We start from the raw sequence: 24,943 nt of genomic DNA on the forward strand, positions 1-24,943 counted from the left end.
AGAATAGCTTGGACACAGAAGAGACGATTATTTTATCGGTTAGAGTAATAAAGAAAACAGCAGTTGACCCACGATGTGATGCAACCAATTATTGTCTTTATCAAAATAAGGTAGTCCTGCATAGTCAGGAATACGCAAATTTTAACAGGAAAAAATGGCTGTACTTGCTTGAAAGTACCGATTTTTGTTACTATTGTTAAAACCCAACTAAATTCCTATGAAATCAACTACTAGGGCGCTGAAAGAATGGAATGTAGCAGTTAATGCTTTGGAACAAGGTCAAACAATTGTGCTGCTGCGGAAGGGGGGAATTCGCGAGCAAGCAGGACAGTTCAATGTCACTGACAAACAAGTTTTGCTCTATCCAACTTTTGAACACCAACAGCCGGATTTATTAAAGCCGGAGTTTGCACATCAAGTCAAGACTGTCGAATCTGGCTGGCATCCTGAAGTTATTAGAATTGGCAGTTGGGCTGAGATTACCGATGTTTTTTTGGTAGCTTGGGAACCGGCAATTACTGCGCTATTTCCTTACCATATTTGGAATGAAAATTTTGTCAGCGATCGCCTGAAATGGAAACAAAATCAGCCAATTTATATTTTATTGCTGCGGGCTTATCGCCTTGCAGAAATCCGCGAAATTCCCTACACTCCTGAATACGGCGGTTGCCGTTCTTGGATCGATTTGGCAGATGCTATTTCGCTGGAGGGAAGCGAAGCTGTTTTGAGCGATCGAGAGTACATTGAACGCTCCAATGAAATCCGCAATCTGATAGCAAATCCTGCGAATGCTTCTGGTTCGCAGACAGTGACAACGCTGACGGAAGGTAACCAGGATTTTAGTCCTCATTAATAGTTTTTAAGGTACTTTTAGAGAGGCGCGCTTCTACCAAACCCAGCCCAAAATCCGCAGCTAAGGCCATTAAAGCGGCCGGAATTGCCCCAGCCAAAAGTAACTGATTGTTGACGGTAGCAACGCCGCGAAAAATAAACACCCCCAAGCCACCCGCGCCAATTGCAGCGGCGATTGTAGCGAGTCCGATCGCAATTACTGCAGCAACTCGCACCCCCGCCAGAATCACGCCCAGCGCCAGGGGAATTTCCACTTGCCATAACAGTTGCATATCAGTCATCCCCATGCCTCTGCCGGCTTCCGTAATCGCTGGATCGACGCCGACAATACCAGTATAAGTATTGCGGATAATTGGCAGTAAAGAATACAGAGTGAGCGCCATAATAGCCGTGCGATCGCCTATTCCACCCACTACTGGCACCGGGATTAGCAAGCCAAACAAAGCTAAACTGGGAATTGTTTGCATAATATTAGCAAATCCCAAAATAGGCTTTTTCAATTTTGGTTGTCTGGTGACTAAAATCCCGAGGGGAATCCCCACACTAATAGCGATAAAAATTGCCACAGTTACTAAATATAAGTGTTCGCTCGCGCGCTTAATTATCTCAGCGCCATACCGATTGATAAATTGCATCATGTGGAAATTAGTAATTAGGAATTCAGAATTGTAAATTTTCCTATAATCGAATATCTCGTAGGAGTCGGTTCACCAAAATCTTTAATTTCCCGCCATCAGCTTCAAAAAGCGACCCAGAGCCATAAACGAATGATGCGCGCGCACATCATATTATTACCCAGTCCCGGGTAATTGCAAACATTCAAGAAATGCCTGAGCTTCTGGATGCTGAGATTTGAGAAAATCATCAGGTGTTGCCAATTCAATCAACCGCCCATCTTGCATCAAACCAATTCTCGAAGCTAACAAAAAAGCTTCTTGAATGCCGTGAGTCACAAAAATCACAGTTTTGCCGAGTTGCTGCTGCAATTGACCGAATTCCCGCTGTAATTCCAGACGAGTAATCGGGTCTAAAGCACCAAACGGTTCGTCCATTAACAATATCGGAGGGTCAGCCGCCAGTGCTCTAGCGACGCCTACTCGCTGCCGCTGTCCGCCGGATAACTGATGGGGATAGCGTTTGGCGAAGTGCTGGGGGTCGAGGTTGACTAATTCTAACAGTTTGCGGACGCGAGATTGAATGCGATCGCCCTCCCAACCTTCTAATTTTGGCACTAAACCGACGTTTTGCTCGACGGTAAAATGGGGAAACAAACCGATTTCTTGAATCACATAACCAATTTTTCGGCGCAGTTGAATTGGGTTCCACTGAGTTGTCGGTTTTCCCATGACAAGAACTTCGCCGCTGCTTGGCGTTAGTAAATTGTTAATCAATTTCATGGTAGTAGTTTTGCCACTGCCGCTGCGTCCCAGCAATACTAAAACTTCACCTTGCAGCACTTTGAAATTAAGTTTGTCTACTAAATGCCTGCGGTTGAGGCGATATGTCGCGTCCAGGCATTCGACAGCAACTTCATTATTTAGAGGCATGATTAGTTCCGGTGATTTGGGCTTTCAGGAATTTTAGGACTTACAGACAAGGGTCTAGAAAGCCGGTTTTATTCTTAGATAATTTGCTGCTTAACCCAAAAATTGTCAGAGAAACCGGGTTGATGAGCGTAAGTCCTAAAATTCAAATCAGCGAGCATCGGGGAACAATTCCCCATTCTAAAATCTAAAATCTAAAATCTAAAATCGACTTGATTTTGCCATTCTAGCAGTAATGCTCGACATTGCAGGCAAGTTAATTCTTTGAGCAAGTCGCGAATTCCGTCTGGGGTGACAGGATATTCAGCACCGATCAGTTCGGGGTTTACTGTTACTGTCGGGTGCAATTCTGCAACAAAACCGTAGAGTTTTTGATTGGAGAATGAACTGTTTATTGCCCAGCCTACGGTGTTAATCGGTTGGATGCGGGCGATCGCACTTTCTGTCACGCCTAGCTCTTTTTTGAGTATAGCTGGAACTTCCGCTGCTGGCGTGGCTTCGGCTTCTACGCGACCGCCGGGAAAATCAAGGGTTGCTTCTGCCACGCCGGGGCGATACATCGGTGGGGGAAACAGCAATTTGTCAGCTTGAATGGTCAAGATTACAACTGAATCAGCTCTTTCTACTCGCCAATATTCTACTGTTTTTCCTTCTGTTGTTTCGAGATGTTCCGCGATTAGTTTTACCCAACGAGAGTTGATTTCTACAAAGCGGTCTAGAGTTTTCCAGTGGGATTTTGCAGTTTGGTTCATGTCGGAATTTTTTAAATAAATCAGATGTTGCTTGCTATGGTAGGCGATGGTTGCCGAGCTGAACAATAGCCGATCGACCTTTTCACCTTTGAGGCAGGGTTTTCCTCTCGATTGTAAATTTTTGCTACAACCTTACACATTCGCCTAGATAATTCGGTAACATAGACTACAGAATCAAAGTTTATCTGCGCCTTCGCTCTGCGTTATTTCAACCGCGCCCTGGTGCAGACTCTTAGCTAGACAGGAGTAGTTATGCAACTGCAAACAGATATTCGTACTTGGCAATCCCAACCAACGCCCGGAAGCTTCGCCAGTGTCCGCGACTGGGAAAAATTTGGCTGCGCCGTACCTGCACCAAAATTGGCTCCTTCTATGTGGGTTAAATTGTTCAATCCGCCAACCGCATTCAGCTTTGACGAAGCGTGGCTGTTGTGTGAATGTTCGGAAGAACAGTGGCTAGCTTGGATTCCTGATTATGGCGAAATCTTACTGAGTACACATGAATTTTGCGCTACTAAATCCTGAATTACGCAGACAAACTTTCATAAACGGGGTGTTAAAATTTATATCCCTCGCGTTCCACGGGATTTTTTGGAAAAAAGCTGGTTTCGGCGTAATTATGTCGTTTGCAGTGAGGAATGCAAGCCCTTAAACCTTGATAAGGACTTGCATTCCTCACTACAAACCTCTTATATGATGTCGTTTCACCCGATATCATATAAGTCCTAATAGATATTAATTGAAATTTCGCCAACAAAAAGAGCAATAGGTTTTCTATTGCTCTTTTTGTTCAAAAACACTCTCTAGTTTTTATCTTTAAGATAGCGGAAGTTATATCAACTGGCTTCGATTGACCCCAATATCGCTGCGGTGACGGGTTTACTGTATCGATGCTTGCATGGGAGATATTGGTGAACCCGCCCTTACAGCAATTACGGTCAATTTAGCCGCCGTGATATTGCTGGTTTATTTGCAAACTGCACGGTTATTTACGTTTCTAACAATCGTGCCTGCTCTGCCATTAATCCGAACCGGGTTCTTAGTGCTGGCTCGAATCAAGAGAGGCTGTTTGGCGAGACATTCTCTGATTGATGTTGCCCAGGCGGTGAGAGCTCCGGTGTATTCTGTACGACCCGCTGGGGCGCGAAACTGATCGGTAATTAGGAAATCCGAGGTGATGCTAGTGTCAGTACCAACATTGGTAATAATTGGAAAGTCAAAGGCTCTGGGCAAGGTTCTGTCCTGGATTCGGCCCGGTAGCAACTGGTATTTCATTGAGCCACCCTTGTAGTCAAAATCTACTTGAGGGCTTGTGGGAGGGCTTGTTTGAGCCAACCCAGGAACAGGCAGGCTGGCTACCAAAACGGTGCAAAAACTCCAAAATAATTTCGATTTCATCTGATTCATCTCCTCAACTTTATGACGATTAGCACTAATTAGGTATGCTCTAAAAACAGTAGCTTTTATGAAAAAAGCGCCTCATGACATTGAGCTTTTGAGTTTGAGTTTAATCTACCTAATTTATTACCAAACATTCTCAAAAATGTTATAACTGGTTGGCCTGACAAACTGTAGAATAGTTTCAGTTGAGTTAGACATTTACACATCTGAAGTTGTTACAGCATTTGGGAGTCGGTTTTACCAGAATGATTCATTTTTGAGCGATGTCATTGGAACTTTATCAAATTTTGTCTCAGATATCAAGTTTTGCCGATGGCGTATCACGTTTTAACACTGGTTTGCGGGTCGATCGAGCTTTGACTGTTGCGGGGTATACCAAAGCGAGAAAGATGCTAGAGTGCACCAATGGCCGTTTGAGTATTTTCAGGCGACAATAGACAGAGAAGGGGCTTGAAAATAGGTGATTTTAGTGGAAGACAGTAAATTTATCGACGTATCGGACATTATGGGTGTTCCCGCGGCTCCGGCGGGTTACAAATCCGGCTTTGTGGGTATTGTCGGACGCCCGAATGTCGGCAAATCAACGCTGATGAATCAGTTGGTGGGGCAGAAAATTGCTATTACTTCGCCGGTGTCTCAGACGACGCGCAACAGGCTACGGGGCATCCTGACGACACCGGAAGCACAAATTATTTTTGTAGATACTCCCGGAATTCACAAGCCGCACCACCAATTGGGCAAGGTTTTGGTGCAGAATGCCCGCACGGCGATTAAGTCGGTGGATGTGGTGCTGTTTGTGGTGGATGGTTCGGTGGAATCGGGAGGGGGCGATCGATATATTGTCGAAATTCTCAGCAATATCGGCATTCCGGTGATTTTGGGGATGAATAAGTTGGACGAACAACCGTCGGATTCCGTGTTGATCGATCGAACTTACGAGCAAATTGTCAATCCTGAGTGGCCTGTAGTGAAATTTTCCGCTCTCACGAGCGAGGGTGTCGAGTCGCTGCAAAAATTGTTAATCGAACATTTGGAGGTTGGGCCTTATTATTATCCGCCCGATTTGGTGACTGACCAGCCGGAACGCTTTATTATGGGCGAATTGATTCGGGAACAGATTTTGCTGCTGACGCGGGAAGAAGTGCCGCATTCCGTAGCAATTGCGATCGACATAGTTCAAGAAGAAGCAAAAATTACTCGCATTCTGGCGACAATTCACGTCGAACGGGATTCCCAAAAAGGCATTTTAATCGGTAAAAGCGGCAGTATGCTCAAGTCGATCGGCAGTGCGGCCCGGGAACAGATTCAAAAGTTAATTGAAGGCAAAGTGTATTTGGAGTTATTTGTCAAGGTGCAGCCGAAGTGGCGGCAGTCGCGTACTCGTTTGGCGGAATTGGGCTATCGCGTTGAAGAGTGAAACTTTGGCAGTTGGCAGTTGGGGTTCTTCCGTTCTATGAATCAAGAATCGAGTACGACTTTCGCTCTGAGAGAGTTTCATCGGGCCCGGAGAGTCGATACAAACCCCCGCTTAACAACTAGAACGCCATTCCAACAACAGTACAATAAACTGAGAGCAGCCCCATTCGCCCCAGTTGACCTATGCCGCGTTGGTTCAATACTGCTGGCCCCTGCCAAGAAGACATTCATTACGCACTGTCGCCCACGGTACGCTTACCAAGCTTAGAACGGTTAATCGCTCAACGCAACTATTTCGTCATCCATGCACCCCGGCAAGTGGGGAAAACCACCGCCATGCTGGCGTTAGCCAAACAACTCACCGAAAGCGGACAATACACCGCCGTGATGCTGTCAGTTGAAGTGGGCGCACCCTTCAGTCAAGACATCGCGGGTGCAGAAGAGGCTATTTTGGGGGCTTGGCGAGATAACATTTCCGTCCGTCTCCCACTCAAACTGCAACCGCCTGACTGGACAGCGATGCAATCGGGACAGAAAATTCGGGCTGCTTTACAAGCTTGGACACAAGTTTCATCTCGTCCTTTGGTCATTTTTATCGACGAAATTGACGCACTACAAGACCAAGCTTTGATTTCTATTCTGCGCCAATTACGCGATGGTTATCCCAATCGCCCGAAAGCGTTTCCGCAATCGGTGGGTTTAATTGGTTTGCGGGATGTTCGCGATTACAAAGTGGCTGCGGGGGGAAGCGATCGACTCAATACATCCAGTCCGTTTAATATTAAAGTGCGATCGATTACTCTGAGAGATTTTAATGCCTCAGAAGTCGCCGAACTATACGCGCAACATACGCAAGATACCGGACAAGTTTTTACACCTGAAGCCGTAGCCTTAGCTTTTGAACTGACTCAGGGACAACCTTGGTTAGTGAATGCTTTAGCTAAGGAAATTGTAGAAGAATTAGTGACAGATGAATCTATAGAAATTACCACAGAACATATTTTATCAGCTAAAGAAATTCTCATCAAACGACAAGATACGCATTTGGATAGCTTGGCAGAACGACTCAGAGAAAACCGAGTCAAAGCCATTATCGAGCCGATGTTGGCGGGTTTGGAATTGGGAAATATCCCCAATGATGATATTCAGTTTTTAATCGATTTGGGTTTGTGTAAGATGGATGTTCAGGGTGGATTGACGATCGCTAACCCAATTTATCGAGAAGTTTTGCCCCGCGTCCTCACCGTAACGCCAATGGCTTCTCTGCCGCAAATTGCACCGAGTTGGTTGACTCATGAAGGCAAATTAGACACGCAAGCGTTACTCAAAACTTTTCTGGAATTTTGGCTGCAACATGGCGAACCGTTACTCAAAAGTGCGTCTTATCCCGAAATTGCCCCGCATTTAGTGTTGATGGCATTTCTGCATCGAGTGATTAATGGTGGCGGAACATTGGAGCGGGAATATGCGATCCGACGCGACAGAATGGATTTATGTTTGCGTTATGGTGAGGTAACATTGGGAATTGAACTGAAGGTTTGGCGAACTCGGAAAGTCGATCCGTTGAGTAAAGGGTTGGAACAGTTAGATGGATATTTGGCTCGATTGGGAGAAGATGAAGGGTGGTTGGTGATATTCGATCGACGCGAGAATGCGCTCGAATTAGAAGAGCGGTTGAATACTGAAATTCATCTGACACCAATGGGGCGAACTGTTACAGTTATTCGTGCGTGAAGAAGTTCTGATGAATGTCTCGATTTGTGCGATCGCCCTAGTGTGCGATCGACTCTAAATGCTCTCTCATCTAAAATCTAATATAGATAGCTTTTTTCAGTGCGGCGGCTTAAGTGATTAAGTCGAATCGTGCGGCGAACTCGATCGAGGAAAGGAGATTCCGATGGGGATTAAGAAGCGGTTGACATACATCATCAAACTGCGGTATTATTCGATTATATCCAGTATTGTAACGCAACTGCGAATTATAAGTTGGACTGCTTTATTTCTGAATATCGACCCTGTTTCAAAGCTAGGGGTGGGAAATTTATGTTAACGATCAACCAATGCTGAATTAGGTTGTAAGGTTAAGCGAGGAATTGTATGGATACTTCAGTAGTTGTTGCTTTAATAGCTGGTGCTGTTAGTGCTGTCGGATGGATAGTCAATCATATACTTACCGAGCGACGCGAGCGTATACGACAAAGAACAGAAGCTTCGTTAAAACACGTAGAAAGACAGCTTGAGGAATTATATGGTCCAATGGCTTTTCTTCTTTATGAAGCTCGTCGAACGTATCAGGATCTCCTTGATACGCTAAAAAGGGATTATGTTTTTATAAAAGGTAAACCACTTCCTGAACAAGAACTTAAAACTTGGCTGTTCTGGGCTGAAAAATCTTTTCTACCTAGAAATGAGCAGATTAAAGAATTGCTAACATCTAAAACACATTTAATTGAAGGAACTCGTTTTCCCGATAGCTATGTTGCTTTTCTAGATCATCAAAACTCATGGTCAATCCAACACAAGCGATGGAAGGAAGAAGGTGTCGAATATTCGTGGCATTCAAAAATTAATTGGCCTGTTGATTTTGAGCGGGAAGTGATAGTAAGTTTTGAGTTTTTGAAAGCTAAACATACAGCACTGCTTGGTAAGCTTACCCAAAATAAGTAAGCACAGTCCAACCTTGCGTTGGCTCCGACTGCATCAAGTGTGTTTGTGGGTAATCGGGACGATCGGCTGCAGCTCAACTTTATCGTTATCTCGCAAACACTGCCTGACTTTGGAGATGGTTCGGAAGCTCGATCGAGAGCTTTACCGAAAGAAAATTGGTAGAATAAATAGATACGCTTCATCGCGCACCATACAACAAGCTCGTAAATCCAATCTTTTCACCAAACCTCAAACTAGGAGATTCTCAAAAATTCCAACTATGAACTACCGAAACTACAGATGCCATGTGAGGGAAACTATATAAATGCCCAATAAATTAAGAAATACCCGATCTGGTACTGCTGGCGAAATGAATGTCATAGCAGTTTTGTCGCGATGCGGATTCAATATTGATAAACCTTTACAAATTGATGACGAGATTGATGTAAACATCAGAGTAAAAATTGGAAAACTTAATATTACAATTCCTATACAAGTTAAATCGGTTCAATTTCCAGATAAAAGAAATATAAAACATAATTTTATTCAGGGATTAAAGAAAAAATATTTAGAACGTCAACCATACTTATGTCTTGCCATTTACCGTCCTGAAACAAATGAAATATGGTTTATAAACGGCAGCAAAAAAATACAAGAAGTCTATCATTCACAAGAATCGTGGAACGCAAAGCATCGTCCATATAATAACTTGTCTTGGGATGCTGACATACGCATTGCTCTACCTTGCAAAGATATATTATTTAATCAAAAATGGAAAATTCCTGCTGATCCTTGCAATTATCTAAACAGTCGTTTTCAAGAATTAAAATCTGAGATTGAAAAAAATATTGTTCCCTCAGACGAAATCATTTCATCTATCACTACCATTGAAAGTAAATGTGCAGTAGTAGTAGAAGTATTGGACATTAGCGGTCAAGTCGTTAGGAAGAAATATCGACTTGAAGATACAATAGAGGAATTAATATCCTCAGCAATTTCTATATTAGAAGAGTTTATTATTCCTAATTTCTCACCTCTGATTCACCAAGAGCGCATCTCTATCATGCTGCTTCGCGAATTATTAGTAAATGCGATAGTACATCGCGCATACGATCGAGCTAATGATGTAGTTATTAAGGTTATGCCAACTTCGATTCAGGTAAAAAATCCTGGAAGGTTATTGCCTCCTGTAAGTCTTAGTAACAATCAAATTTCTGGAGGATACGTTGTAATAAGGAATGAAAAATTAGCATTGCAGCTTCGACAAAAAGGGCTTGTTGAGTTAGTTGGTAGTGGGTTGTTATGGGTAAAAAAAATGCTAAAGCATCAAAATCTTTCTCCAGCAATTTTTACGCAAGATGCAACATCATTCTCAGTGACAATAAGCTATGAGAATGTCTAGGTGACCTTGATGCCTAACAACGCCCATGCACACCGACTGTCGAAAGGTAATTTGTTATGATAGAAAGGTTGTTGGGGGCGGGTGATGGGCAACGTTATCTCGCAAACGCTGCCTGACCTTGGAGATGATTCGGAAGCTCGATCGAGAGTTAAGCTATAAATAAAACTCCGAGTTCTGCATCGACGCTTATTAGAAGCGAATAATTTCGATCGTGCCTCGCGATCGCACAAAACAAACATCAAATTCTCGAAAGAAGTTGGTTTGCCCGAGAATTAATGGAACCTGAGAGGCTTGTGCCCAAGCAAATGCTAGGCGAACGGGTTCCAAATTCCCAATTTGAACATCTACAAATACACCCCGCGCCTCAACCGTTGCCAGATTTCCAGCCAATGGCAAGCGGACAGTTTGTTCCTCCCAAATTGCACCCAATTGCAGACCAATGTCATAAGGTAATAGATTGACCGCAGACCCAGTATCTAGCAGTGCATTCGCCGAGACAGAAAAGCCTGCATGAATCAGAGTGATGGGAATCGTGGGTAATGCTTCATCGTCAGAAAAGGGAAACTCGATCGAACTAGGCATGAGTAGATGCCTCTCGATCGTCCTGAATCATCTGCATCATAATGTTTGCAGCTTCCGTTGCATCGTAGGGCGACCAAACTGGATACTCTGATGCAGAAAAGATGACTTGTAATTCAGCGTCTGGGATTTGTGCGGCTAGGAGTTTGAAGAGTGATAATTTGTCTGACTGGCTCAGATTGTTCACCAAAGGAATTAACTCAGCGAGAGACATGGTTTAAACTCCCAGAAGTACGAGAATACATCTATCATAAACGCTGCCTGACTGTGGAGATGATTCGGAAGCTTGATCGAGAATTAAGGATTCCGGTGGATAAATGTCGCCCTACATTACCAACACTAATTGCTGCTTTATTCTACGATTTATCAACAGATAAAAAAATCAAAATCCCTTCAATCGGTGAAAAACGGGAAGGGGAATTGCGATCGACTACAGCTAGGACTTGATATGATATCTACCAGCAAGCCAACTGGTTGAGCCAACAATCCCCGTACCTTGATAGTCGGGGAGTGTCAACAACAACTATCAAGGCAACTCAACCGAACTCGGTTTAGCAATGTGAGGCAAGCCCCAGCCCAATTTTTCCCGCAAAATGTGGAAAAACTCAAAAGATTGCACCCGAATAAACCGGGCTGGGTACTGAGCTCGCTCGACTTGCACCCAATCTTCGGGCAGAACATAACATCCGCCGTTACCGTCTACCACCATTACCAGGCGGTTCGGACTCGCCGGCAAAATCTTGACCGGCTCGGTGTTGGAAAACACCAAAGCCCGCGAAGCCATTGAATGCGGGCAAATAGGCAGCAACTGCAACACCGGCACTCCTGGAATAATGACAGGGCCACCCGCAGAAAGGGCGTAAGCTGTCGATCCTGTGGGAGTCGCGATGATGACTCCATCTGCGGCAATGTCAATAGAGGCGTGCTGGCCGATCGCCACTTCAAAATGACACATACAAGTCAGCGGTTCCCGGTGCAGCACCATTTCATTGAGACAAAGAGCTTCCCAGAGGCAGTCGTTTTCTCGAAACAGCCGCACCGCCAGCATCGATCTTTCTTCTATTTCGTATTCTCCGGCGATTACCTTTTCCAAAGCTTGCGGCAGCAAGTTCAGGTAAGTTTCTGTTAAAAAGCCCATGTGACCGGTATTGACAGTCAGCAGCGGCACTCCAATAGGAGCGACTTGGCGAAATGCCGACAGCACCGTACCGTCGCCACCCAAAACCACTGCAAACTCCATGTCGCTGTCAAAACCGGGGGGGACGAGTTGTTCGATCGGGTTGTGGCACATCGGGCGATCGGGGCTAGAATAGCCCAGAATTCCTCCGGAACCAGAAACCGAGCAAACCTCCCAGCCGCGGGCAGTCAGCTTGTCTTCCAACTCTGCGGCGATGCGACAAGCCACAGGTTTAACGTCGTTGTATATAATCCCAGCTTTCGGCACTTTAAAATGTAAAGGGCATTTTTTGTTTACTCCGTTTTTTAGTTTTAAGCTGCTCGTACTCTATTTCCTTGAGCTTCTTCATAATCAGATTAAAGTATTCTTCGAGATAAGACTCCAAAGTAGTAGTTTCTTTGGGGTCGATTCCGAAGACACTGTAAACATCATCCATCGGAGCTTTCAAGGGTTTTCCGGCTGCCAAAACTTCTGAAAAAGCCAATCTGTCAGCTACGTTCCAACTCCACTGAAAGAACTTAGCAAATTGACGAGTAGCCTTCAACAAGGCGTCTGGGGTGCGCGTAATTTTGGCTTGCTTCCCTGACAGCCGTTCGCACAACCGCACAATTTCGTCAGCATCCCAAGCGCGATTTCCCACCACCGGAAAGCTTTTTTTCTCGGTTTCAGGAACGGAAAGGGCCCGGACGGCAAATTTAGCAACGTCCTGAGTGTTCATGTAGGCAAGGGCGGATGGCTTATTGGGCAGCCAGACTGCCTGATTGTCCAAAATCGGCATTGCATACAGGCTCACCAGTCCTTGCAAAAAGCCGCAAGGTCTCAAGATTGTGTAGTCTAGACCGGATTCTGCTAAGAACAATTCGGTACAGCGCTTGATTTCCAACAAGGGGACTTGAGGATATTTCTCAGCGTCGAGAAAGGAAAAGAATATGTAACGCTTGATGCCTGCTGCTGCTGCTGCTTGGATCAGCGATACTTTTCCGTCCCAGTCTACTCTTTTGATGCTGACAGAATCGGCTGCACTCGCTGTTGCTGCATCGATAATAGCACTGACGCCTTCTAGGGCCGGAGGCAGACTGTCTGGCTGGCAAAGGTTCCCGGGTACGAGTTCAGCGCCCCATTCTTTCAAAAATGCAGCTTTTCTGTAACTTCTGACTAAACAGCGCACCTGGTAGCCCTCGTCTAGGGCGCGGCGGGCTATTTGGCGGCCGAGAGTGCCGGTGGCACCTAAAATCAATAAAGTCATCTAGGGATTAATTATGAATCTTAAACTTTCTATAAGATGGTATCAGGTTTTTGTTAAGTTTGTTATAAAAACTTAACAAAAACCTGAAATTTTCTCATTTTAGGCTTGAGATATTCGGCACAAGGCTGGCTTTCGGCAGAAAGTAGACTCTAGAAGGCAGAAGGGAGAAGGCTTCTGAAGGATTGGTTGAAAAAAACTTATTCTTCGCGGCCTTGCAATTTGAGCAGGAGGAAGCCTCCACCTATACCCACGAAAATTAGGGAAAAGGACAAAAAGGCTGCAGTGAAAATTTCAGGATTCATCAAAATTCCTCGGGTCTGAAACCCCGTCCTTACAGGACGGCTTTACATTTAATTTGAATCCCCTTGCGGGGTAGGGGGGTATGGTTGCCCCCCCGTGAGGATATGGGTGTCCTCAATCTCCCATTTCTGGGGTAAAGTTAGCTTTGCCAATGTTTAGTGAGCTTGTTAGGCTAGCAGCACTGTTCCAGTGACCTTAGAACTGTTTAACCACTAGCGACAGAGCAGGGAACTAGCTTCGCATTCCAGGGTGTCGTGACTCAAAAAACGTAGTCAGTTAAGACTTAGGCGGGTCAAGATGGCTTGTTAGATTTCTCTTTCAAGCCTCATGCCTTTAGGCTGAGGTTCTTGACGATTTTATATGTCCAATTGGGCGATCACATTAAATAAAGATAATATAATTTGGGGCAAGCAGGTACATGAATGCTAAAATTTCAGTGCCGAAATTCCTGTAATTTTGTTGGAGAAAACTGCCTTGAGTCTCGATCGGGAATCACAACTAGCTGTAACTCTGGGAGATCCGGCGGGAATTGGCCCGGAAGTGATTCTCAAGGCATTGGCAGATCCCGCTGCTGCTTGGAGAGTAACGGTTATAGGTTCTAAGAGAATTTTGCAGCAAACTTACGATATGTTGCGATCGAGCAATCCAGCAGCACAAGCGGCAAATCCCGAAACATTAAACATTATTGATATTGAACCAGACAGCAAGTGGGGCGAAATTGTCCCCGGTGTCGGGAGTGCAGCTAGCGGGGCCGCTAGCTTTGCTTACATGGAAAGCGCGATCGCCCGTACCCTCGCGGGCGAATTCTCCGCCATCGTGACAGGCCCGATTTCCAAAACTTGCTGGCAGGCGGCCGGTTACAATTATCCGGGACAAACAGAACTCCTCGCAGAAAGGGCAAAATCGCAGCGGTTCGGAATGCTGTTTGCCGCCACATCTCCACACAGCGGTTGGACGCTGGTAACTTTACTGGCTACTACACATATTTCCCTGCGTCAAGTCCCAGATGCGTTGAGTCCAGAATTATTGAGCGAAAAACTAGAATTGCTGGTAGAGTGTTTGCGGGAAGATTTTGGGCTGGAAAGACCGAAAATTGCGATTTCTGGCTTAAATCCTCACAGCGGCGAAAATGGCAAACTGGGAAATGAAGAGCAAGACTGGATGATACCTTGGTTGGAAACGCAGCGCGATCGCTTTCCTCAAGTGCAGTTAGACGGGCCAGTCCCCCCCGATACCCTGTGGGTAAAACCGGCTAAAGTTTGGTACGGTTTAGCCAAGGAAGCTCACGACGGTTACTTGGCAATGTACCACGACCAGGGGTTGATTCCAGTAAAATTGATGGCTTTCGATAAAGCAGTCAACACTACAATTGGCTTGCCTTTTGTCCGCACCTCTCCGGATCACGGCACAGCTTTTGATATTGTAGGTCAAGGGATTGCAGATGCCTCCAGCATGACGGCAGCATTGCAGTTGGCCGCCCAGTTGGCTAGTCGCAGAACAGCAGTTAAAATAAGGCGATAGCTTTAGTACGCCTGACGCTGGGAAAAATTGTGTCATTCCTATTGATTGTCGCTGGGGTGAGGCGGCAAGCAAGCTGGTAATTTACTTCGGTCGATAAAAATTACGTTTGGGTAGCGCAGTATGGCAGCATCTAATGATAATTCAGGCAAAATGTATCAGTCAGAAAAAGAGGTTTCTGATGCAACTCAGGCAAGTTCTAAAGCTGGAGAGCAACTTCAGGAATTGCTAACCATACTGACTGAATTTCAGTTATTGAAGAAATCCAAAAAAGAGCCAAGCGAGATAAAATTACCGCTTTCGGAAAAGTCTGTTCAGCGGTTGGAAGATGAGGAAAATCGGCGCAAACAATTGTCTTTCCTGATCGAATCACCGAGTATTGTACCGGAAGTATTAAGTAACGATGAAGAGATCCCATCTCAAAGACGAGAAAAAAGTAATGAGGAACCCGATTTATCTATAGCCGCCAAGGGAGCAAAAAAAAATCCGCCGTCGGAGGAAGAATTAGAACAAGCAGTGGAGGAGTTTAAGCGGTTGCAGCAACTGCTGTTTGAAAGGGATTTACCGGAATTTTACAGTAATGTTTTGAGCGTGGAACAAAGATTAGAAAATTTTGAGAAGTTGATGTCTGAACCCCAAGAGTTGATGACTTTACTGAAGCCGTTAATTCCTGAGTTAATGAGAGATGAATTAGAGGGGTTGAAGTCGGAATTAAAAAAGGCACTAGAAATCGCTAGCAGCGATCAAATTAATCAGATCGAATTGCAGACCAAAATAGCTGATTTGGAAAATAAAATTGCTAATTTCAACCAGCAGCAACTGCCGAATTCAGAACAGTTAATGCAAAGGGTGATGTTGGTGGTGGGCGAGCTGCTCAAGCGTAAGGTAGAGGAGTCTAAGTTAGAGGTAGCTTCGGCGATCGCACCAAAAGTCAATCAAGTAATTCACAATCAAAACGGACTAGAAAAACAGGTAGTAAGAATTGAAGATAGAGTTGCGAATATCCAGCAGCGCTACCAGCAGCAACCGGAAGATTTAATCAAGCAGCTAGTACCAGTAGTTAGCGAGTTGCTAAGCCGCAAAATTAGTGAATTAAAATCAGAGATTGTAGAAGCTGTTACCCCCTCAGTACAGGTAAGAATAGCTTGGGTAGAAATAGAAGAAAAAGTATTGAGCATCATCGAACGCCGACTGGCTACACAACAGTCGCCTATTCAGAAGCCAGAAGAGATACTGGCGATGCTAATGCCCGCAATAGCTGATTTGCTGAATCAGAAAATAGATGAATCCAAATTACAAGTAGCAGCGACGATTGAACCTTTGATAGAATCAGCAATTCTTCAAAGAGAAGTTCAAGGAAAATTGAGCGACGTAGAAAGTAGACTAAATAATCTTCAGCGACAGCAAAAATCTCAGCCGGAAGATATAATGGCAAGGTTAATGCCGTTAATGATTGAGTCGCTGAACCGGAAAATCGAGGAGACAAAGTTAGAGGTGAGAGAGGCGATCGCGCCCAGTGTCAACACGGCTATTCAAAACAGCGGTATTGCAACACAAATATTAAATAATGAAACTAAGATTGTCGAAGTTCAGCAGCAAGTTTTAGGCGAGATAGAAGGGTTGATGGCAAGAATAATGCCAGTGATTGTAGAAATGCTGTCCCGAAACATCGGGGAAGCAAAGCTAGAGATAGAATCTGCGATCGCCCCCGCTGTCGATGCCATCATTCAGAATAAAAGGATCGATCAAAGACTCGGGAAGATCGAACAACAGATTGTGGCGATCGAACACCGGATTTATGAATCGACAGACTTGTTTACCGATTTACTGAAACCTTTGATTGACGAGCTGATGGTTAGCCATCACGCCCAACTGCAAAAGTCGGTCATAGAATCTATTTTACCATTGTTAGATGAAGTGGTAAGTTATAATTACAGACTCAACGATAAAGTAGGCGAACTCGATCGCAAAATTACTGATGCTGAATGGGGAGGCAATCGGGAAGAATTACTCGCCAGAATTAAAGTCATCTTTCCAGAAATGATGATCCAAACAATTAATGAGTCGAGAAAATCATTTGCCGAAACTATAGCTCCGATAATTGATGAAGTAATTAATAGCAAAACCCGACAAAACAGGCAGTCGATGGGAGTAGCAATATCGCCGGCTATTCCTGTGGGAATCAGCCACAGAATCAGTGAATCGCCCGATGAAATTGCAATGGCGCTCGCGCCGGAAATGGCCACCGCTATCAAACAGCAAATTCATCTCAAGCGAGAAGCAATGTCGGATGCACTTTATCCGATCATCGGCAGCACGATTTTAAAATACATCGCCGAAATGATGCGGGAGATTAATGAAAAACTCGAATCAGCTTTAAGCCCAGAGGGAATTAGTCGCAAAATTAAAGCCAAATTACAGGGAGTTTCTGAAGCAGAAGTGCTGATGAAAGAAACAACACCACTGAGTGTTAGAGCTGTCTTTTTAATTCAAGCAAAATCGGGCTTAGTAATTTCAGCAGTGCAAAAATCTGAACGCGAACAGCTAGAATCAGACATGGTAGCAGGGATGCTGACTGCTATTCGGGCTTTTGTCAACGATTGCATATCTCAGTCTGGAAATATTGCAGAGATTGATGCTATAGAATACGGCACATCGAAGATAGTATTGGAAGTAGCGGGTTCGTGTTATCTGGCAGTAGTTATACAAGGAGAAAGCCGCCAGTGGTTTAAGTATAAAATGCGAACGATATTCAACAATATTGTTCAAGAATACGGAGAGATAATTCGGTCATTTAACGGCGATCCAGCAACTGTACCACCAGAAGTAAACTCGAAATTGCAAAAATTAATCGATACAGATGTAAAAGTTAAATCTTCTAAACTTCCCATTTTACCAATTATCGGTTTGGCAGCATTAGGTTTAATTGGCGTACCTTGGGGAATTCATCAATACCGCAGCGGAGTTGAAGCGAGCTTAGAAGCAGATACGAATTTAGCATTACAATCTGCTCCAGAGTTATCGGTTTATCGTATCGTGGCAGATGTTAAAGATAAATTATTGGAGATTTCGGGACGAGTGCCCAATCAAAAGCTGCGCTCGAAAGCGGAAAACATCGCTCAGCAAGCAGCTCCACAATTAAGAGTTAATAATAAAATTATAGCCGTTGAAGTACCTCCTGATCCGGTTTTAGTAGAAGCCGATGTCAAGCGGACGGCAGCTCTTTTGAATAAAGTAGAAAGCATTGATATCTCAGCTCGCTATGCAGAGGGAAAAGTCGCCGTTGCAGGCAGCGTGAGCAAAGTGCCCGATGCTCAGAAAATAACTCAAGCTTTTGAGAAAATTCCGGGGGTGAAGTCTGTAACAAATACAGTGATAATAGGAACTCCACCGCCGCCAAAGATAATAATGCCAGTTCGCGTGTATTTCGGTGCAGGTTCGGCAAGTTTGCAGGCGAAAGATGTAGCACAAAAGCTTAGCAAAATCAAGGAATATATGGAGAAAAATCGCACGAAGAATTTAAGGATAGTTGGCTACAGTGATTTTAAAAGCGCTCCGGTAGAAAATCAAAAGCTGGCACTGGAAAGGGCGACAAATGTGAAAAATATTTTGGTTAGACAAGGGATAAATGGCAACAGAATACAAGTTGCTTCTACTAAGGGTCGTCCTGAAGGTGTGGAGGCAAATCAACCGCTGTGGCTGAGCAGATTGGTAGTATTTGAGGTGATAAATTAAAATAGGGAACTGGGAATTGGGAATTGGGCATCGGGCATAGGGCATAGGGCATCGGGCATTGTTAATTGGGGATTTTCCCTAATGACTAATGACTAATGACTTCTTTCTCTTAATTTATAGTAACTGGCAAGAAGGTTAGGACATTTGTTATCGCTGAAAATATTGCTCTGACTCCCTTTCCCTTCTTCCTTCTTCCTTCTTCCTTCTTCCTCTTAAATTAATCGAACTCGCCCGGAGGTAAAGGCTTGTATTCGATCGCCCGCCAAGCATATTAGCAAGCGGCCGCATCCGTCAAGGCCGGCGGCTTCTCCGCAGATGGTTTCCGACGCAAGTTCGATCGCCACCGGGCAGCCAATCAACGCATCGCGGCGGCGCAATTCCGGCAAAAGTAGCGCTAAACCGGACTTGGAGGCTGGCTTGTCTGTGGTAGAAAACATATCGGCTAGTTCGAGTAAATAGTGCCGCAGTCGATCAAGCAAACACAGTTCATCTGGTACTGTACTAGCAAGAGAATGCAAGCTTACCGCATTGCCGAGATCCTTTTCATCCAATCCCGCAGCCGCGAAATCTACGCAGCGGTTGAGTCCAATTCCCACAACCGCGCGAGTTTTACCAAAAACATTGCCGGAAGTAGCTTCGCAGAGAATTCCGGCTAATTTGTGGCGATCGATCCAGACATCGTTTGGCCATTTCAGGCGCAGCATATCGCGACAGTCGGGAACCAAATCTTCGATCGCGTAAATCACGGCTAAACCCGCTGCTAAACTGAGTCCCGGCAACAGAGTGGGGTTGAGGTTTTCGAGTACAAAACTAACAGTCAAGACACCGCTTGGGGCGTGCCAGGTGCGCCCGTGTTGGCCGCGCCCGCTGGTTTGTCGCCTAGTAAATACAGCATCTCCGTGGTGGAGTTGGGCCGCGCGGGCGATCGCCCAACTGTTGGTACTCGGACAGGTATCCAAGGAGTGTAGCCAGTGATGGAGGTTTGGGCGATCGGCTTCTGGCAATGCGGGCACGGGAGTTAACGGCAATTCAGACAAGATTTGATTTGTAGTATTTGATATCTCAAAGCTGATTATCGCATTTTCCAGAAGTGCCACCTCGCGCGACGGCGAGAATTCAGAGAAATTGGAGTGTAGTACAGTTTCAGCATCAGATTCACCTTACGCCGCAACATCAGTTCAGCCGCAAAATCTTTTGATTTATAAGGGTTTAGGGGAAAGCAGAGGGTGGGTTGGAGCGATCGACACCCCTTGAAAAAACCCAATTTAAAAAAAAGTTGTATTACCCCCTTGACAGTCTTGTATTATGCAATGTAGTATAAATGTATGGCGAAGGGGAAAGAGATTCAAAGCTTTACCCCACAAGCAATATGAACCTTGACAACTGAATAGGAAGTTAATCTTGTCACATAATTGTGGACATTGGCGGTGTAGACTCCGGCAACAATAGCCCGATCGGGTTGTAGTACGCGGAATCAACCGCCACCCCGTCCCAACTTCAGTAATTCAAGGACAGAATATTGTTCATTTTCGCGGGGGTATAGCTCAACCGGTCAGAGCAGTCGCCTGTCGAGCGAAAGGTTGCCAGTTCAAGTCTCGTTACTCCCGTCAAAGTCCCGTAGGCAAAAGTCAAGCCGTCTCCCCCTCAAGGAGAAGATTGCGAGTGCAAACCTCGTCGGGACTCCCAGGTTAGGTGGCTGAGTGGCTCAAAGCGTCGGTCTGCAAAACCGAATTGCGCGGGTTCAAATCCCGCCCTAACCTCTGTTCCCAATCAGGAATTAAAAATTAGAAATTAAAAGATTAAACTAACAGTCTTTTAATTGAAATTTTTAACTTTGAAAAGGAACGAAGCGAAAGTGACATTGCAGCGTAGCTTAATTCTAAAGCGCCAAGTTCATACCTTGGTCAATGCAGGTTCAAATCCCGCCGCTGCGACCACAAGCAGGGATGGTGTAACTGGCAACACTCTGGTCTCCAAAACCAGCATTCTGAGTTCAAATCTCAGTTCCTGTGCCAATTTATAGTGCTGTAGGCAAATGGTTTAAGCCGCTTGGTTTTCACCCAAGTGATTGCGGGTTCAACTCCCGTCAGCACTTCTCGTGGGTCGTTGGCAGAATGGTTTTGCAGCCGCCTTTTAAGCGGATGGATCGAGGTTCAATTCCTCGACGACCTACCAAAATTTCTATCTTGGGTCGGCCCTCCTATTGGCGTGGGTAGCTGTCTGTAAAACAGTAGCTTAAAGCGTTGCTGGTTCAATTCCAGCCCGACCCATTTGTAACTGCATTTAATCTGCAGTTGCAATCTTGAGAGCGTGGTGTAGCCGGATAACATCTCAGTTAATAAAACTGAAGATTGAGGGTTCAAATCCCTCCGTTCTCGCTGTGGAGAGGTGGCCGAGTGGCTTAAGGCGCTTTCCTGCTAAGAAAGAGCGGTTTAACAGCCGTCGAGGGTTCAAATCCCTCCTTCTCCGTTTTCCCCCGATAGCTCAGTTGGTAGAGCGCTTGTCTGAAGAACAAGAGGTCGTCAGTTCGATACTGACTTGGGGGATTGCGTTGCCTTATAGCTCAATGGTAGAGCAAGCGGTTGTTAACCGTTAGGTTGTAGGTTCGAGTCCTACTGGGGCAGCCATTTTAGACAACGTTAAAAAGTTGGTAAAGCATGGTGCCGAACTCATTTATAATAATAATTACTTGAGTTCTACACTTTTCATGAAATACACCAAAGAAATCTTGGAAGAAGCTGTTAAACATTCATTTTCTATCAGTGGGGTTTTAAGGCAACTTGGTATAGCAGGTGGTGGAAGTCATGGTCACATAACTAAGCGGATTAAAGAGTTGGGTATTGATACCTCTCACTTTAAACAATCCGATCAAAGTTTGAAAGGGCTTAACCCCAAAAAGCCTTGCCAAGAAATTTTGGTTCTAAGTTCGCGCAATCGAAGAACACCAACATTCCAACTTAGAAGAGCATTAATGGAGATTGGGAGAAAGTATAAATGTGAAAACAATAAATGTTTGGTGCAAAGTGAATGGTTAGGAGAGAAGTTAGTTTTAGACATCGATCACATCAATGGGAATTGGCAAGATAATAGGCAAGAGAATCTGAGATTTATTTGCCCTAACTGTCACAGACAAACTGAAAATTATGGAAGTAAACGCAGAGAGCAGGAAGCAAATAATTACATAGCTCACCAGAACAAAAGAGTTCCTCATATGAAAGCCAGAAAAGTTGAGCGTCCCTCTAAAGAAGAGCTAGAAAAAATGCTTTGGGAAAAACCAACCACTTGCTTAGCAAAAGAGTTTGGTGTCAGTGGCAAGGCAATAGAAAAATGGTGTAAGACTTATGGAATTCAGAAACCGCCAAGAGGATATTGGAATCGAAATAAAAAATATTAAATATCTAAATATTTAGTAAGTTGAGTAAATGTTATTGGGAAGTCGCCTAATCGGTATGGCACCGCTCTTTGAAAGCGGCAAAATGCAGGTTCGATCCCTGCCTTCCCAGTTCTGCTATTACCAAAGCAGATAAATTACACTCCTGTAGCCCAATTGGCAGAGGCCGCAATTTCAAAAATTGTGTTGTGTGAGTTCAAATCTCACCAGGAGTACCAAATTTTTAACTAAGTTTCTACTTGCTCCTGTGGCGGAATTGGCAGACGCGGCAGACTTAAAATCTGTTTTATTTAGAGTGTGAGTTCGAGTCTCACTAGGAGCATGAACGGGATGTAATTCAGCGGCCAGAAGCCATGCTTTGGGAGCATGGAGTCGTTGGTTCAAATCCAACCATCCCGACTTTACCCCTGTGATGTAATTGGAAAACATCACTCGCTCAAAACGAGTGTTTTTTGCAGGTTCGAGGCCTGTCAGGGGTATGAGGTTTTATTCAATCTCAAATCTCAAATCTCAAATCTCAAATCGGTTTTGCCCCTGTAGCCCAATCGGTAGAGGCGCTAGATTTAGGATCTAGTTAGTGCTGGTTCGATGCCAGTCAGGGGTATTTGGTGACATCGCGGGTGAAGTAGCCTGGGTAGGCTTGGAGGTCTCATAAGCCTCTTAATAGCAGGTTCAACTCCTGCCCCCGCCACCAAAAATGCAGGTGTGATGTAATTGGCAAGATGAGGCTCTTGTAAAGCTTTCTTGCGAGTTCAAATCTCACCATCTGCTTGGCGTGCTGGTGTAGCTCAATTAGGCAGAGCAACTGATTTGTAATCAGTCGGTTGTAGGTTCAATTCCTATCACCAGCCCCAGAATTGCGGATATGGTGTAACGGTAGCATTCGAGTCTTCCTAACTCTAGGCACGAGTTCAATCCTCGTTATCCGCTTGGCTAAACGAGAGGTTTTTTCAATCTAAAATCTCAAATTTCCCATCTAAAATCGGTTTGCGGGTGTGATGTAAAGGCTAGCATCTGAGTATGCCATTCTCAGCGCATGGGTTCGAGTCCCATCATCCGCTTTTGTAGTCCTGAGCTTCGATGGTAGAGCGTTTGCGTTACAAGCAGACGCGGGGTAATATCCTGCCAGGACTACTAATTTATGGGAGTGTAGCTCAATGGATAGAGCGCCGCGCTTCGGACGCGGATGTTGTGGGTTCAAGTCCTGCCACTCTCGTTGTTTTTGCTTTAATTTAAGGAGGTTGATTCCATTGAATGGATAATTTTTTATATGAAGAGCGATCGCCCTTTGCGTGTCCCAATCTTTGGAGCCTACATACTTTAGTACGAGAGGAAAGGTAACGCTGTCAAATTCAGCGGGCGTTTGAGAACGAGGAGTGCATTGAACCCGGCAGGTTGGCTTGAAGGTAGCCATCCTTTAAAGAGTGTGTAATAACTCATCGGCGGAGTCCCTCTAGTAACTGAGAAAACGCAATGCTCTGATAACTTGCACGTCAAAGTACGATCGCACAAATCAACAAAAAATACGGGAGTGTAACTCAACTGGATAGAGTGTCGAGCTTCTACCTCGAATGTTGTGGGTTCGAGTCCTACCGCTCCTGCTCCCTGGGGTTCGTAGCTTAATTGGTAAAGCATCTAACTGGCTGTTAGAAAGATATCGGTTCAAATCCGATCGCAATCCACCAAATTTGGGTCATTCGATGTTAGATGTTAGATTTTAGATTTTAGATTTACTCCATAGGTGAATCTTTTACGCGGGGTCATAGCTCAATTGGTAGAGCGCTTGCTTTGCACGCAAGAGGCCAGGAGTTCGATTCTCCTTGACTCCACTTGTGGTGTCTGAAGTCGATTGTAGATTTTAGATTGTAGATTTTAGATTTACTCCACAGGTGAATCTTTTACGCGGGGTCATAGCTCAATTGGTAGAGCGCTTGCTTTGCACGCAAGAGGCCAGGAGTTCGATTCTCCTTGACTCCACTTTCGGTGTCTGAAGCCAAAGTGGTAGCGGCGCTGGTTTGTGGAACCAGTAATAGCGGGTTCAACTCCCGTCAGACACCCCTTGGAAGATGCCGCTAAATGGTTGGCAACCAGTCTTGAAAACTGGGGTACAGGTAACTGTAAGGGTTCGATTCCTTCATCTTCCTTTTAACCACCGGAAGTCGAAAAGCGAGACACCGTGCTGATAACGCGGGGATAGGAGGGGCAGTACCTCCTCGGTGGATTGCTTATGATTTTATATATAAATAAGGGAGAATTATGGGTAATTTTTTTACGAGATTTGCTATCCTAGACTGAGCAAAATTATGGGGAGGTTGCCTAACTGGAATGGCACCGTAAAAACTTTGGAAAAGCGGCTCTCACAAGGACGATCGGGTGTGTTGAGTAGGGTAAAAAGTTGCTTCGCGACGTTCCCGGAAAACGCAAACTGGCAGCGGGTTGCGGAGGCACTGAAAGGAATTAACAGTCCGAGATGGGGGCAGTTCTCATCTGCTTGCGGGCAGTAAGGAAGCGCGTTTCCTGAAAGTTGCTGTCGATCGATGCGGGTTCGAGTCCCGTCCTCTCCATTTATTGGCTTTTAACTTTATCAAAAGAAAGGTTAAATATGAGAAAAGTAAAATATTACGTTGCTTGCACCGTTGACGGTTTTATTGCTCGCGAAGATGGCTCATATCATGTCCGGGTGCTTACCCATAATTAAGCAGCAACTGGAACTTGAGGCCACCAGTGAAAGTTTGTTAAACCCCGAATTAAATCTTGCTGTTGGAGTAATTGTTTGCAACGATCAAATAAAACCTCTTCTAATTCATCAAGATTTTCAAATGTTCGATTAGCAAGAGGCTCATTTGTAAGTGGCCAAAGTCTTTCTGCTGGTTGAAGTTCTGGAGAGTGAGATGGCATCTCAACAATGTGAATACCTTTTGGGACTTCAAGTTTCCCGGCAGTATGCCACCCTGCTCGATCCAAAGCTAGTACAACTTGCTTAT

20 protein-coding genes and 27 tRNA genes are annotated in these 24,943 nt (G+C 44.9%); 36 read left to right on the forward strand and 11 right to left on the reverse strand.

The window, feature by feature from the left end; genetic code table 11:
• Positions 1-217: 217 nt before the first annotated feature.
• Entirely contained in the window at positions 218-853 is a 636-nt protein-coding gene (locus QUB33_RS01255; protein WP_333346216.1) for a DUF1802 family protein, read from the forward strand.
• Here QUB33_RS01255 and QUB33_RS01260 read toward each other — a convergent pair.
• From QUB33_RS01260 to QUB33_RS01270, 3 genes are all read right to left on the reverse strand, one after another.
• Positions 840-1,490, reverse strand: a complete 651-nt coding sequence (locus QUB33_RS01260) for an ABC transporter permease (protein ID WP_333346218.1) — start codon at positions 1,488-1,490, stop codon at positions 840-842. The genes QUB33_RS01255 and QUB33_RS01260 overlap by 14 nt on opposite strands.
• Positions 1,491-1,643: 153 nt before the next feature.
• Positions 1,644-2,399: an ATP-binding cassette domain-containing protein gene (locus tag QUB33_RS01265; protein WP_333346221.1), complete on the reverse strand. Its 756-nt coding sequence runs from the start codon at positions 2,397-2,399 to the stop codon at positions 1,644-1,646.
• A 191-nt stretch (positions 2,400-2,590) separates the two neighbouring features.
• On the reverse strand, positions 2,591-3,148 hold the full coding sequence (locus QUB33_RS01270; protein ID WP_333346224.1) for an NUDIX hydrolase: 558 nt from the start codon (positions 3,146-3,148) through the stop codon (positions 2,591-2,593).
• 252 nt (positions 3,149-3,400) lie between these two features.
• Between QUB33_RS01270 and QUB33_RS01275 the strand changes: the two genes are divergently transcribed.
• Positions 3,401-3,673 (forward strand): hypothetical protein, encoded by a 273-nt coding sequence (locus QUB33_RS01275; protein ID WP_333073661.1) that lies wholly within the window; start codon positions 3,401-3,403, stop codon positions 3,671-3,673.
• Positions 3,674-4,114: 441 nt separating this feature from the next.
• Here QUB33_RS01275 and QUB33_RS01280 read toward each other — a convergent pair whose 3' ends face one another.
• The gene (locus QUB33_RS01280) at positions 4,115-4,546 is read right to left on the reverse strand and encodes a hypothetical protein (RefSeq protein ID WP_333215988.1); all 432 of its coding nucleotides are present in this window, start codon (positions 4,544-4,546) and stop codon (positions 4,115-4,117) included.
• Positions 4,547-5,054: 508 nt separating this feature from the next.
• On the opposite strand from QUB33_RS01280, the gene era reads away from it, so the two are divergent.
• From era to QUB33_RS01300, 4 genes are all read left to right on the forward strand, one after another.
• On the forward strand, positions 5,055-5,966 hold the full coding sequence (gene era, locus QUB33_RS01285; protein WP_333346268.1) for a GTPase Era: 912 nt from the start codon (positions 5,055-5,057) through the stop codon (positions 5,964-5,966).
• Positions 5,967-6,148: 182 nt separating this feature from the next.
• Positions 6,149-7,699: an ATP-binding protein gene (locus QUB33_RS01290; protein ID WP_333346228.1), complete on the forward strand. Its 1,551-nt coding sequence runs from the start codon at positions 6,149-6,151 to the stop codon at positions 7,697-7,699.
• Between the two features lie 363 nt (positions 7,700-8,062).
• Positions 8,063-8,632: a hypothetical protein gene (locus tag QUB33_RS01295; RefSeq protein ID WP_333346231.1), complete on the forward strand. Its 570-nt coding sequence runs from the start codon at positions 8,063-8,065 to the stop codon at positions 8,630-8,632.
• Positions 8,633-8,936: 304 nt separating this feature from the next.
• Entirely contained in the window at positions 8,937-10,013 is a 1,077-nt protein-coding gene (locus QUB33_RS01300) for an ATP-binding protein (protein ID WP_333346234.1), read from the forward strand.
• Positions 10,014-10,202: 189 nt separating this feature from the next.
• On the opposite strand, the gene QUB33_RS01305 is transcribed toward QUB33_RS01300, so the two are convergent.
• The 5 genes from QUB33_RS01305 to petM form a co-directional block, all read right to left on the reverse strand.
• On the reverse strand, positions 10,203-10,595 hold the full coding sequence (locus QUB33_RS01305; protein WP_333145301.1) for an aspartyl protease family protein: 393 nt from the start codon (positions 10,593-10,595) through the stop codon (positions 10,203-10,205).
• On the reverse strand, positions 10,588-10,806 hold the full coding sequence (locus QUB33_RS01310) for a hypothetical protein (RefSeq protein ID WP_333165484.1): 219 nt from the start codon (positions 10,804-10,806) through the stop codon (positions 10,588-10,590). Before QUB33_RS01310 ends, QUB33_RS01305 begins: the two co-directional genes overlap by 8 nt.
• A gap of 312 nt (positions 10,807-11,118) precedes the next feature.
• Positions 11,119-12,036: an NAD(+) kinase gene (locus QUB33_RS01315; protein ID WP_333172418.1), complete on the reverse strand. Its 918-nt coding sequence runs from the start codon at positions 12,034-12,036 to the stop codon at positions 11,119-11,121.
• Between the two features lies 1 nt (position 12,037).
• Positions 12,038-13,015, reverse strand: coding sequence for an NmrA family NAD(P)-binding protein (locus tag QUB33_RS01320; protein WP_333215976.1), 978 nt, complete (start codon positions 13,013-13,015; stop codon positions 12,038-12,040).
• 197 nt (positions 13,016-13,212) lie between these two features.
• Entirely contained in the window at positions 13,213-13,317 is a 105-nt protein-coding gene (gene petM, locus QUB33_RS01325) for a cytochrome b6-f complex subunit PetM (RefSeq protein WP_071587849.1), read from the reverse strand.
• A 472-nt stretch (positions 13,318-13,789) separates the two neighbouring features.
• Between petM and pdxA the strand changes: the two genes are divergently transcribed.
• Together pdxA and QUB33_RS01335 are read left to right on the forward strand one after the other, a co-directional pair.
• Positions 13,790-14,836, forward strand: a complete 1,047-nt coding sequence (gene pdxA, locus QUB33_RS01330) for a 4-hydroxythreonine-4-phosphate dehydrogenase PdxA (protein ID WP_333346237.1) — start codon at positions 13,790-13,792, stop codon at positions 14,834-14,836.
• A 120-nt stretch (positions 14,837-14,956) separates the two neighbouring features.
• The gene (locus QUB33_RS01335) at positions 14,957-18,568 is read left to right on the forward strand and encodes an OmpA family protein (RefSeq protein ID WP_333346240.1); all 3,612 of its coding nucleotides are present in this window, start codon (positions 14,957-14,959) and stop codon (positions 18,566-18,568) included.
• 212 nt (positions 18,569-18,780) lie between these two features.
• On the opposite strand, the gene QUB33_RS01340 is transcribed toward QUB33_RS01335, so the two are convergent.
• Positions 18,781-19,605, reverse strand: a complete 825-nt coding sequence (locus QUB33_RS01340; protein ID WP_333346243.1) for a biotin--[acetyl-CoA-carboxylase] ligase — start codon at positions 19,603-19,605, stop codon at positions 18,781-18,783.
• Between the two features lie 496 nt (positions 19,606-20,101).
• Here QUB33_RS01340 and QUB33_RS01345 point away from each other — a divergent pair.
• From QUB33_RS01345 to QUB33_RS01480, 28 genes are all read left to right on the forward strand, one after another.
• Positions 20,102-20,175, forward strand: a tRNA-Asp gene (locus QUB33_RS01345).
• A gap of 4 nt (positions 20,176-20,179) precedes the next feature.
• Positions 20,180-20,254: transfer RNA gene (locus QUB33_RS01350), tRNA-Glu, on the forward strand.
• Positions 20,255-20,328, forward strand: a tRNA-Cys gene (locus QUB33_RS01355). It abuts the tRNA gene before it with no gap.
• Between the two features lie 102 nt (positions 20,329-20,430).
• Positions 20,431-20,505, forward strand: a tRNA-Met gene (locus QUB33_RS01360).
• Between the two features lie 3 nt (positions 20,506-20,508).
• A tRNA-Trp gene (locus tag QUB33_RS01365) sits at positions 20,509-20,583 on the forward strand.
• A 6-nt stretch (positions 20,584-20,589) separates the two neighbouring features.
• A tRNA-Glu gene (locus tag QUB33_RS01370) sits at positions 20,590-20,663 on the forward strand.
• Positions 20,664-20,668: 5 nt separating this feature from the next.
• Positions 20,669-20,743, forward strand: a tRNA-Lys gene (locus QUB33_RS01375).
• A 13-nt stretch (positions 20,744-20,756) separates the two neighbouring features.
• Positions 20,757-20,838, forward strand: a tRNA-Tyr gene (locus QUB33_RS01380).
• Positions 20,839-20,872: 34 nt separating this feature from the next.
• Positions 20,873-20,946, forward strand: a tRNA-Tyr gene (locus QUB33_RS01385).
• Between the two features lie 4 nt (positions 20,947-20,950).
• A tRNA-Ser gene (locus QUB33_RS01390) sits at positions 20,951-21,037 on the forward strand.
• Positions 21,038-21,041: 4 nt separating this feature from the next.
• Positions 21,042-21,114: transfer RNA gene (locus tag QUB33_RS01395), tRNA-Phe, on the forward strand.
• Between the two features lie 6 nt (positions 21,115-21,120).
• Positions 21,121-21,195: transfer RNA gene (locus QUB33_RS01400), tRNA-Asn, on the forward strand.
• 80 nt (positions 21,196-21,275) lie between these two features.
• Entirely contained in the window at positions 21,276-21,962 is a 687-nt protein-coding gene (locus QUB33_RS01405) for a hypothetical protein (RefSeq protein WP_333346246.1), read from the forward strand.
• A gap of 35 nt (positions 21,963-21,997) precedes the next feature.
• Positions 21,998-22,071: transfer RNA gene (locus QUB33_RS01410), tRNA-Gln, on the forward strand.
• A gap of 29 nt (positions 22,072-22,100) precedes the next feature.
• Positions 22,101-22,177 (forward strand) — tRNA-Leu (locus QUB33_RS01415).
• A gap of 23 nt (positions 22,178-22,200) precedes the next feature.
• Positions 22,201-22,281, forward strand: a tRNA-Leu gene (locus tag QUB33_RS01420).
• A gap of 4 nt (positions 22,282-22,285) precedes the next feature.
• Positions 22,286-22,358 (forward strand) — tRNA-Pro (locus QUB33_RS01425).
• Positions 22,359-22,489: 131 nt separating this feature from the next.
• A tRNA-Leu gene (locus QUB33_RS01430) sits at positions 22,490-22,563 on the forward strand.
• 95 nt (positions 22,564-22,658) lie between these two features.
• Positions 22,659-22,730, forward strand: a tRNA-Thr gene (locus tag QUB33_RS01435).
• A gap of 6 nt (positions 22,731-22,736) precedes the next feature.
• A tRNA-Thr gene (locus tag QUB33_RS01440) sits at positions 22,737-22,813 on the forward strand.
• 5 nt (positions 22,814-22,818) lie between these two features.
• Positions 22,819-22,889, forward strand: a tRNA-Gly gene (locus QUB33_RS01445).
• 213 nt (positions 22,890-23,102) lie between these two features.
• Positions 23,103-23,175, forward strand: a tRNA-Arg gene (locus QUB33_RS01450).
• 311 nt (positions 23,176-23,486) lie between these two features.
• Positions 23,487-23,560 (forward strand) — tRNA-Arg (locus QUB33_RS01455).
• Positions 23,561-23,567: 7 nt separating this feature from the next.
• A tRNA-Ala gene (locus tag QUB33_RS01460) sits at positions 23,568-23,644 on the forward strand.
• Between the two features lie 71 nt (positions 23,645-23,715).
• Positions 23,716-23,788 (forward strand) — tRNA-Ala (locus QUB33_RS01465).
• 75 nt (positions 23,789-23,863) lie between these two features.
• A tRNA-Ala gene (locus QUB33_RS01470) sits at positions 23,864-23,936 on the forward strand.
• Between the two features lie 6 nt (positions 23,937-23,942).
• Positions 23,943-24,016: transfer RNA gene (locus QUB33_RS01475), tRNA-His, on the forward strand.
• 4 nt (positions 24,017-24,020) lie between these two features.
• Positions 24,021-24,103 (forward strand) — tRNA-Ser (locus tag QUB33_RS01480).
• 550 nt (positions 24,104-24,653) lie between these two features.
• Here QUB33_RS01480 and QUB33_RS01485 read toward each other — a convergent pair.
• Positions 24,654-24,943 (reverse strand): transposase (locus QUB33_RS01485; protein ID WP_333346249.1); only part of this gene is annotated, 290 nt, incomplete at its 5' end.

Source organism: Microcoleus sp. B3-A4 (assembly GCF_036705385.1).
GTDB lineage: Bacteria > Cyanobacteriota > Cyanobacteriia > Cyanobacteriales > Microcoleaceae > Microcoleus.

What these genes read in the sequence shown, in the direction of transcription:
- QUB33_RS01255 (WP_333346216.1), top strand. Translation starts at nt 218, where the DNA reads ATGAAATCAACTACTAGGGCGCTGAAAGAATGGAATGTAGCAGTTAAT.
- QUB33_RS01260 (WP_333346218.1), bottom strand. Translation starts at nt 1,490, where the DNA reads ATGATGCAATTTATCAATCGGTATGGCGCTGAGATAATTAAGCGCGCG.
- QUB33_RS01265 (WP_333346221.1), bottom strand. Translation starts at nt 2,399, where the DNA reads ATGCCTCTAAATAATGAAGTTGCTGTCGAATGCCTGGACGCGACATAT.
- QUB33_RS01270 (WP_333346224.1), bottom strand. Translation starts at nt 3,148, where the DNA reads ATGAACCAAACTGCAAAATCCCACTGGAAAACTCTAGACCGCTTTGTA.
- QUB33_RS01275 (WP_333073661.1), top strand. Translation starts at nt 3,401, where the DNA reads ATGCAACTGCAAACAGATATTCGTACTTGGCAATCCCAACCAACGCCC.
- QUB33_RS01280 (WP_333215988.1), bottom strand. Translation starts at nt 4,546, where the DNA reads ATGAAATCGAAATTATTTTGGAGTTTTTGCACCGTTTTGGTAGCCAGC.
- era (WP_333346268.1), top strand. Translation starts at nt 5,055, where the DNA reads ATGGGTGTTCCCGCGGCTCCGGCGGGTTACAAATCCGGCTTTGTGGGT.
- QUB33_RS01290 (WP_333346228.1), top strand. Translation starts at nt 6,149, where the DNA reads ATGCCGCGTTGGTTCAATACTGCTGGCCCCTGCCAAGAAGACATTCAT.
- QUB33_RS01295 (WP_333346231.1), top strand. Translation starts at nt 8,063, where the DNA reads ATGGATACTTCAGTAGTTGTTGCTTTAATAGCTGGTGCTGTTAGTGCT.
- QUB33_RS01300 (WP_333346234.1), top strand. Translation starts at nt 8,937, where the DNA reads ATGCCCAATAAATTAAGAAATACCCGATCTGGTACTGCTGGCGAAATG.
- QUB33_RS01305 (WP_333145301.1), bottom strand. Translation starts at nt 10,595, where the DNA reads ATGCCTAGTTCGATCGAGTTTCCCTTTTCTGACGATGAAGCATTACCC.
- QUB33_RS01310 (WP_333165484.1), bottom strand. Translation starts at nt 10,806, where the DNA reads ATGTCTCTCGCTGAGTTAATTCCTTTGGTGAACAATCTGAGCCAGTCA.
- QUB33_RS01320 (WP_333215976.1), bottom strand. Translation starts at nt 13,015, where the DNA reads ATGACTTTATTGATTTTAGGTGCCACCGGCACTCTCGGCCGCCAAATA.
- petM (WP_071587849.1), bottom strand. Translation starts at nt 13,317, where the DNA reads ATGAATCCTGAAATTTTCACTGCAGCCTTTTTGTCCTTTTCCCTAATT.
- QUB33_RS01335 (WP_333346240.1), top strand. Translation starts at nt 14,957, where the DNA reads ATGGCAGCATCTAATGATAATTCAGGCAAAATGTATCAGTCAGAAAAA.
- QUB33_RS01405 (WP_333346246.1), top strand. Translation starts at nt 21,276, where the DNA reads ATGAAATACACCAAAGAAATCTTGGAAGAAGCTGTTAAACATTCATTT.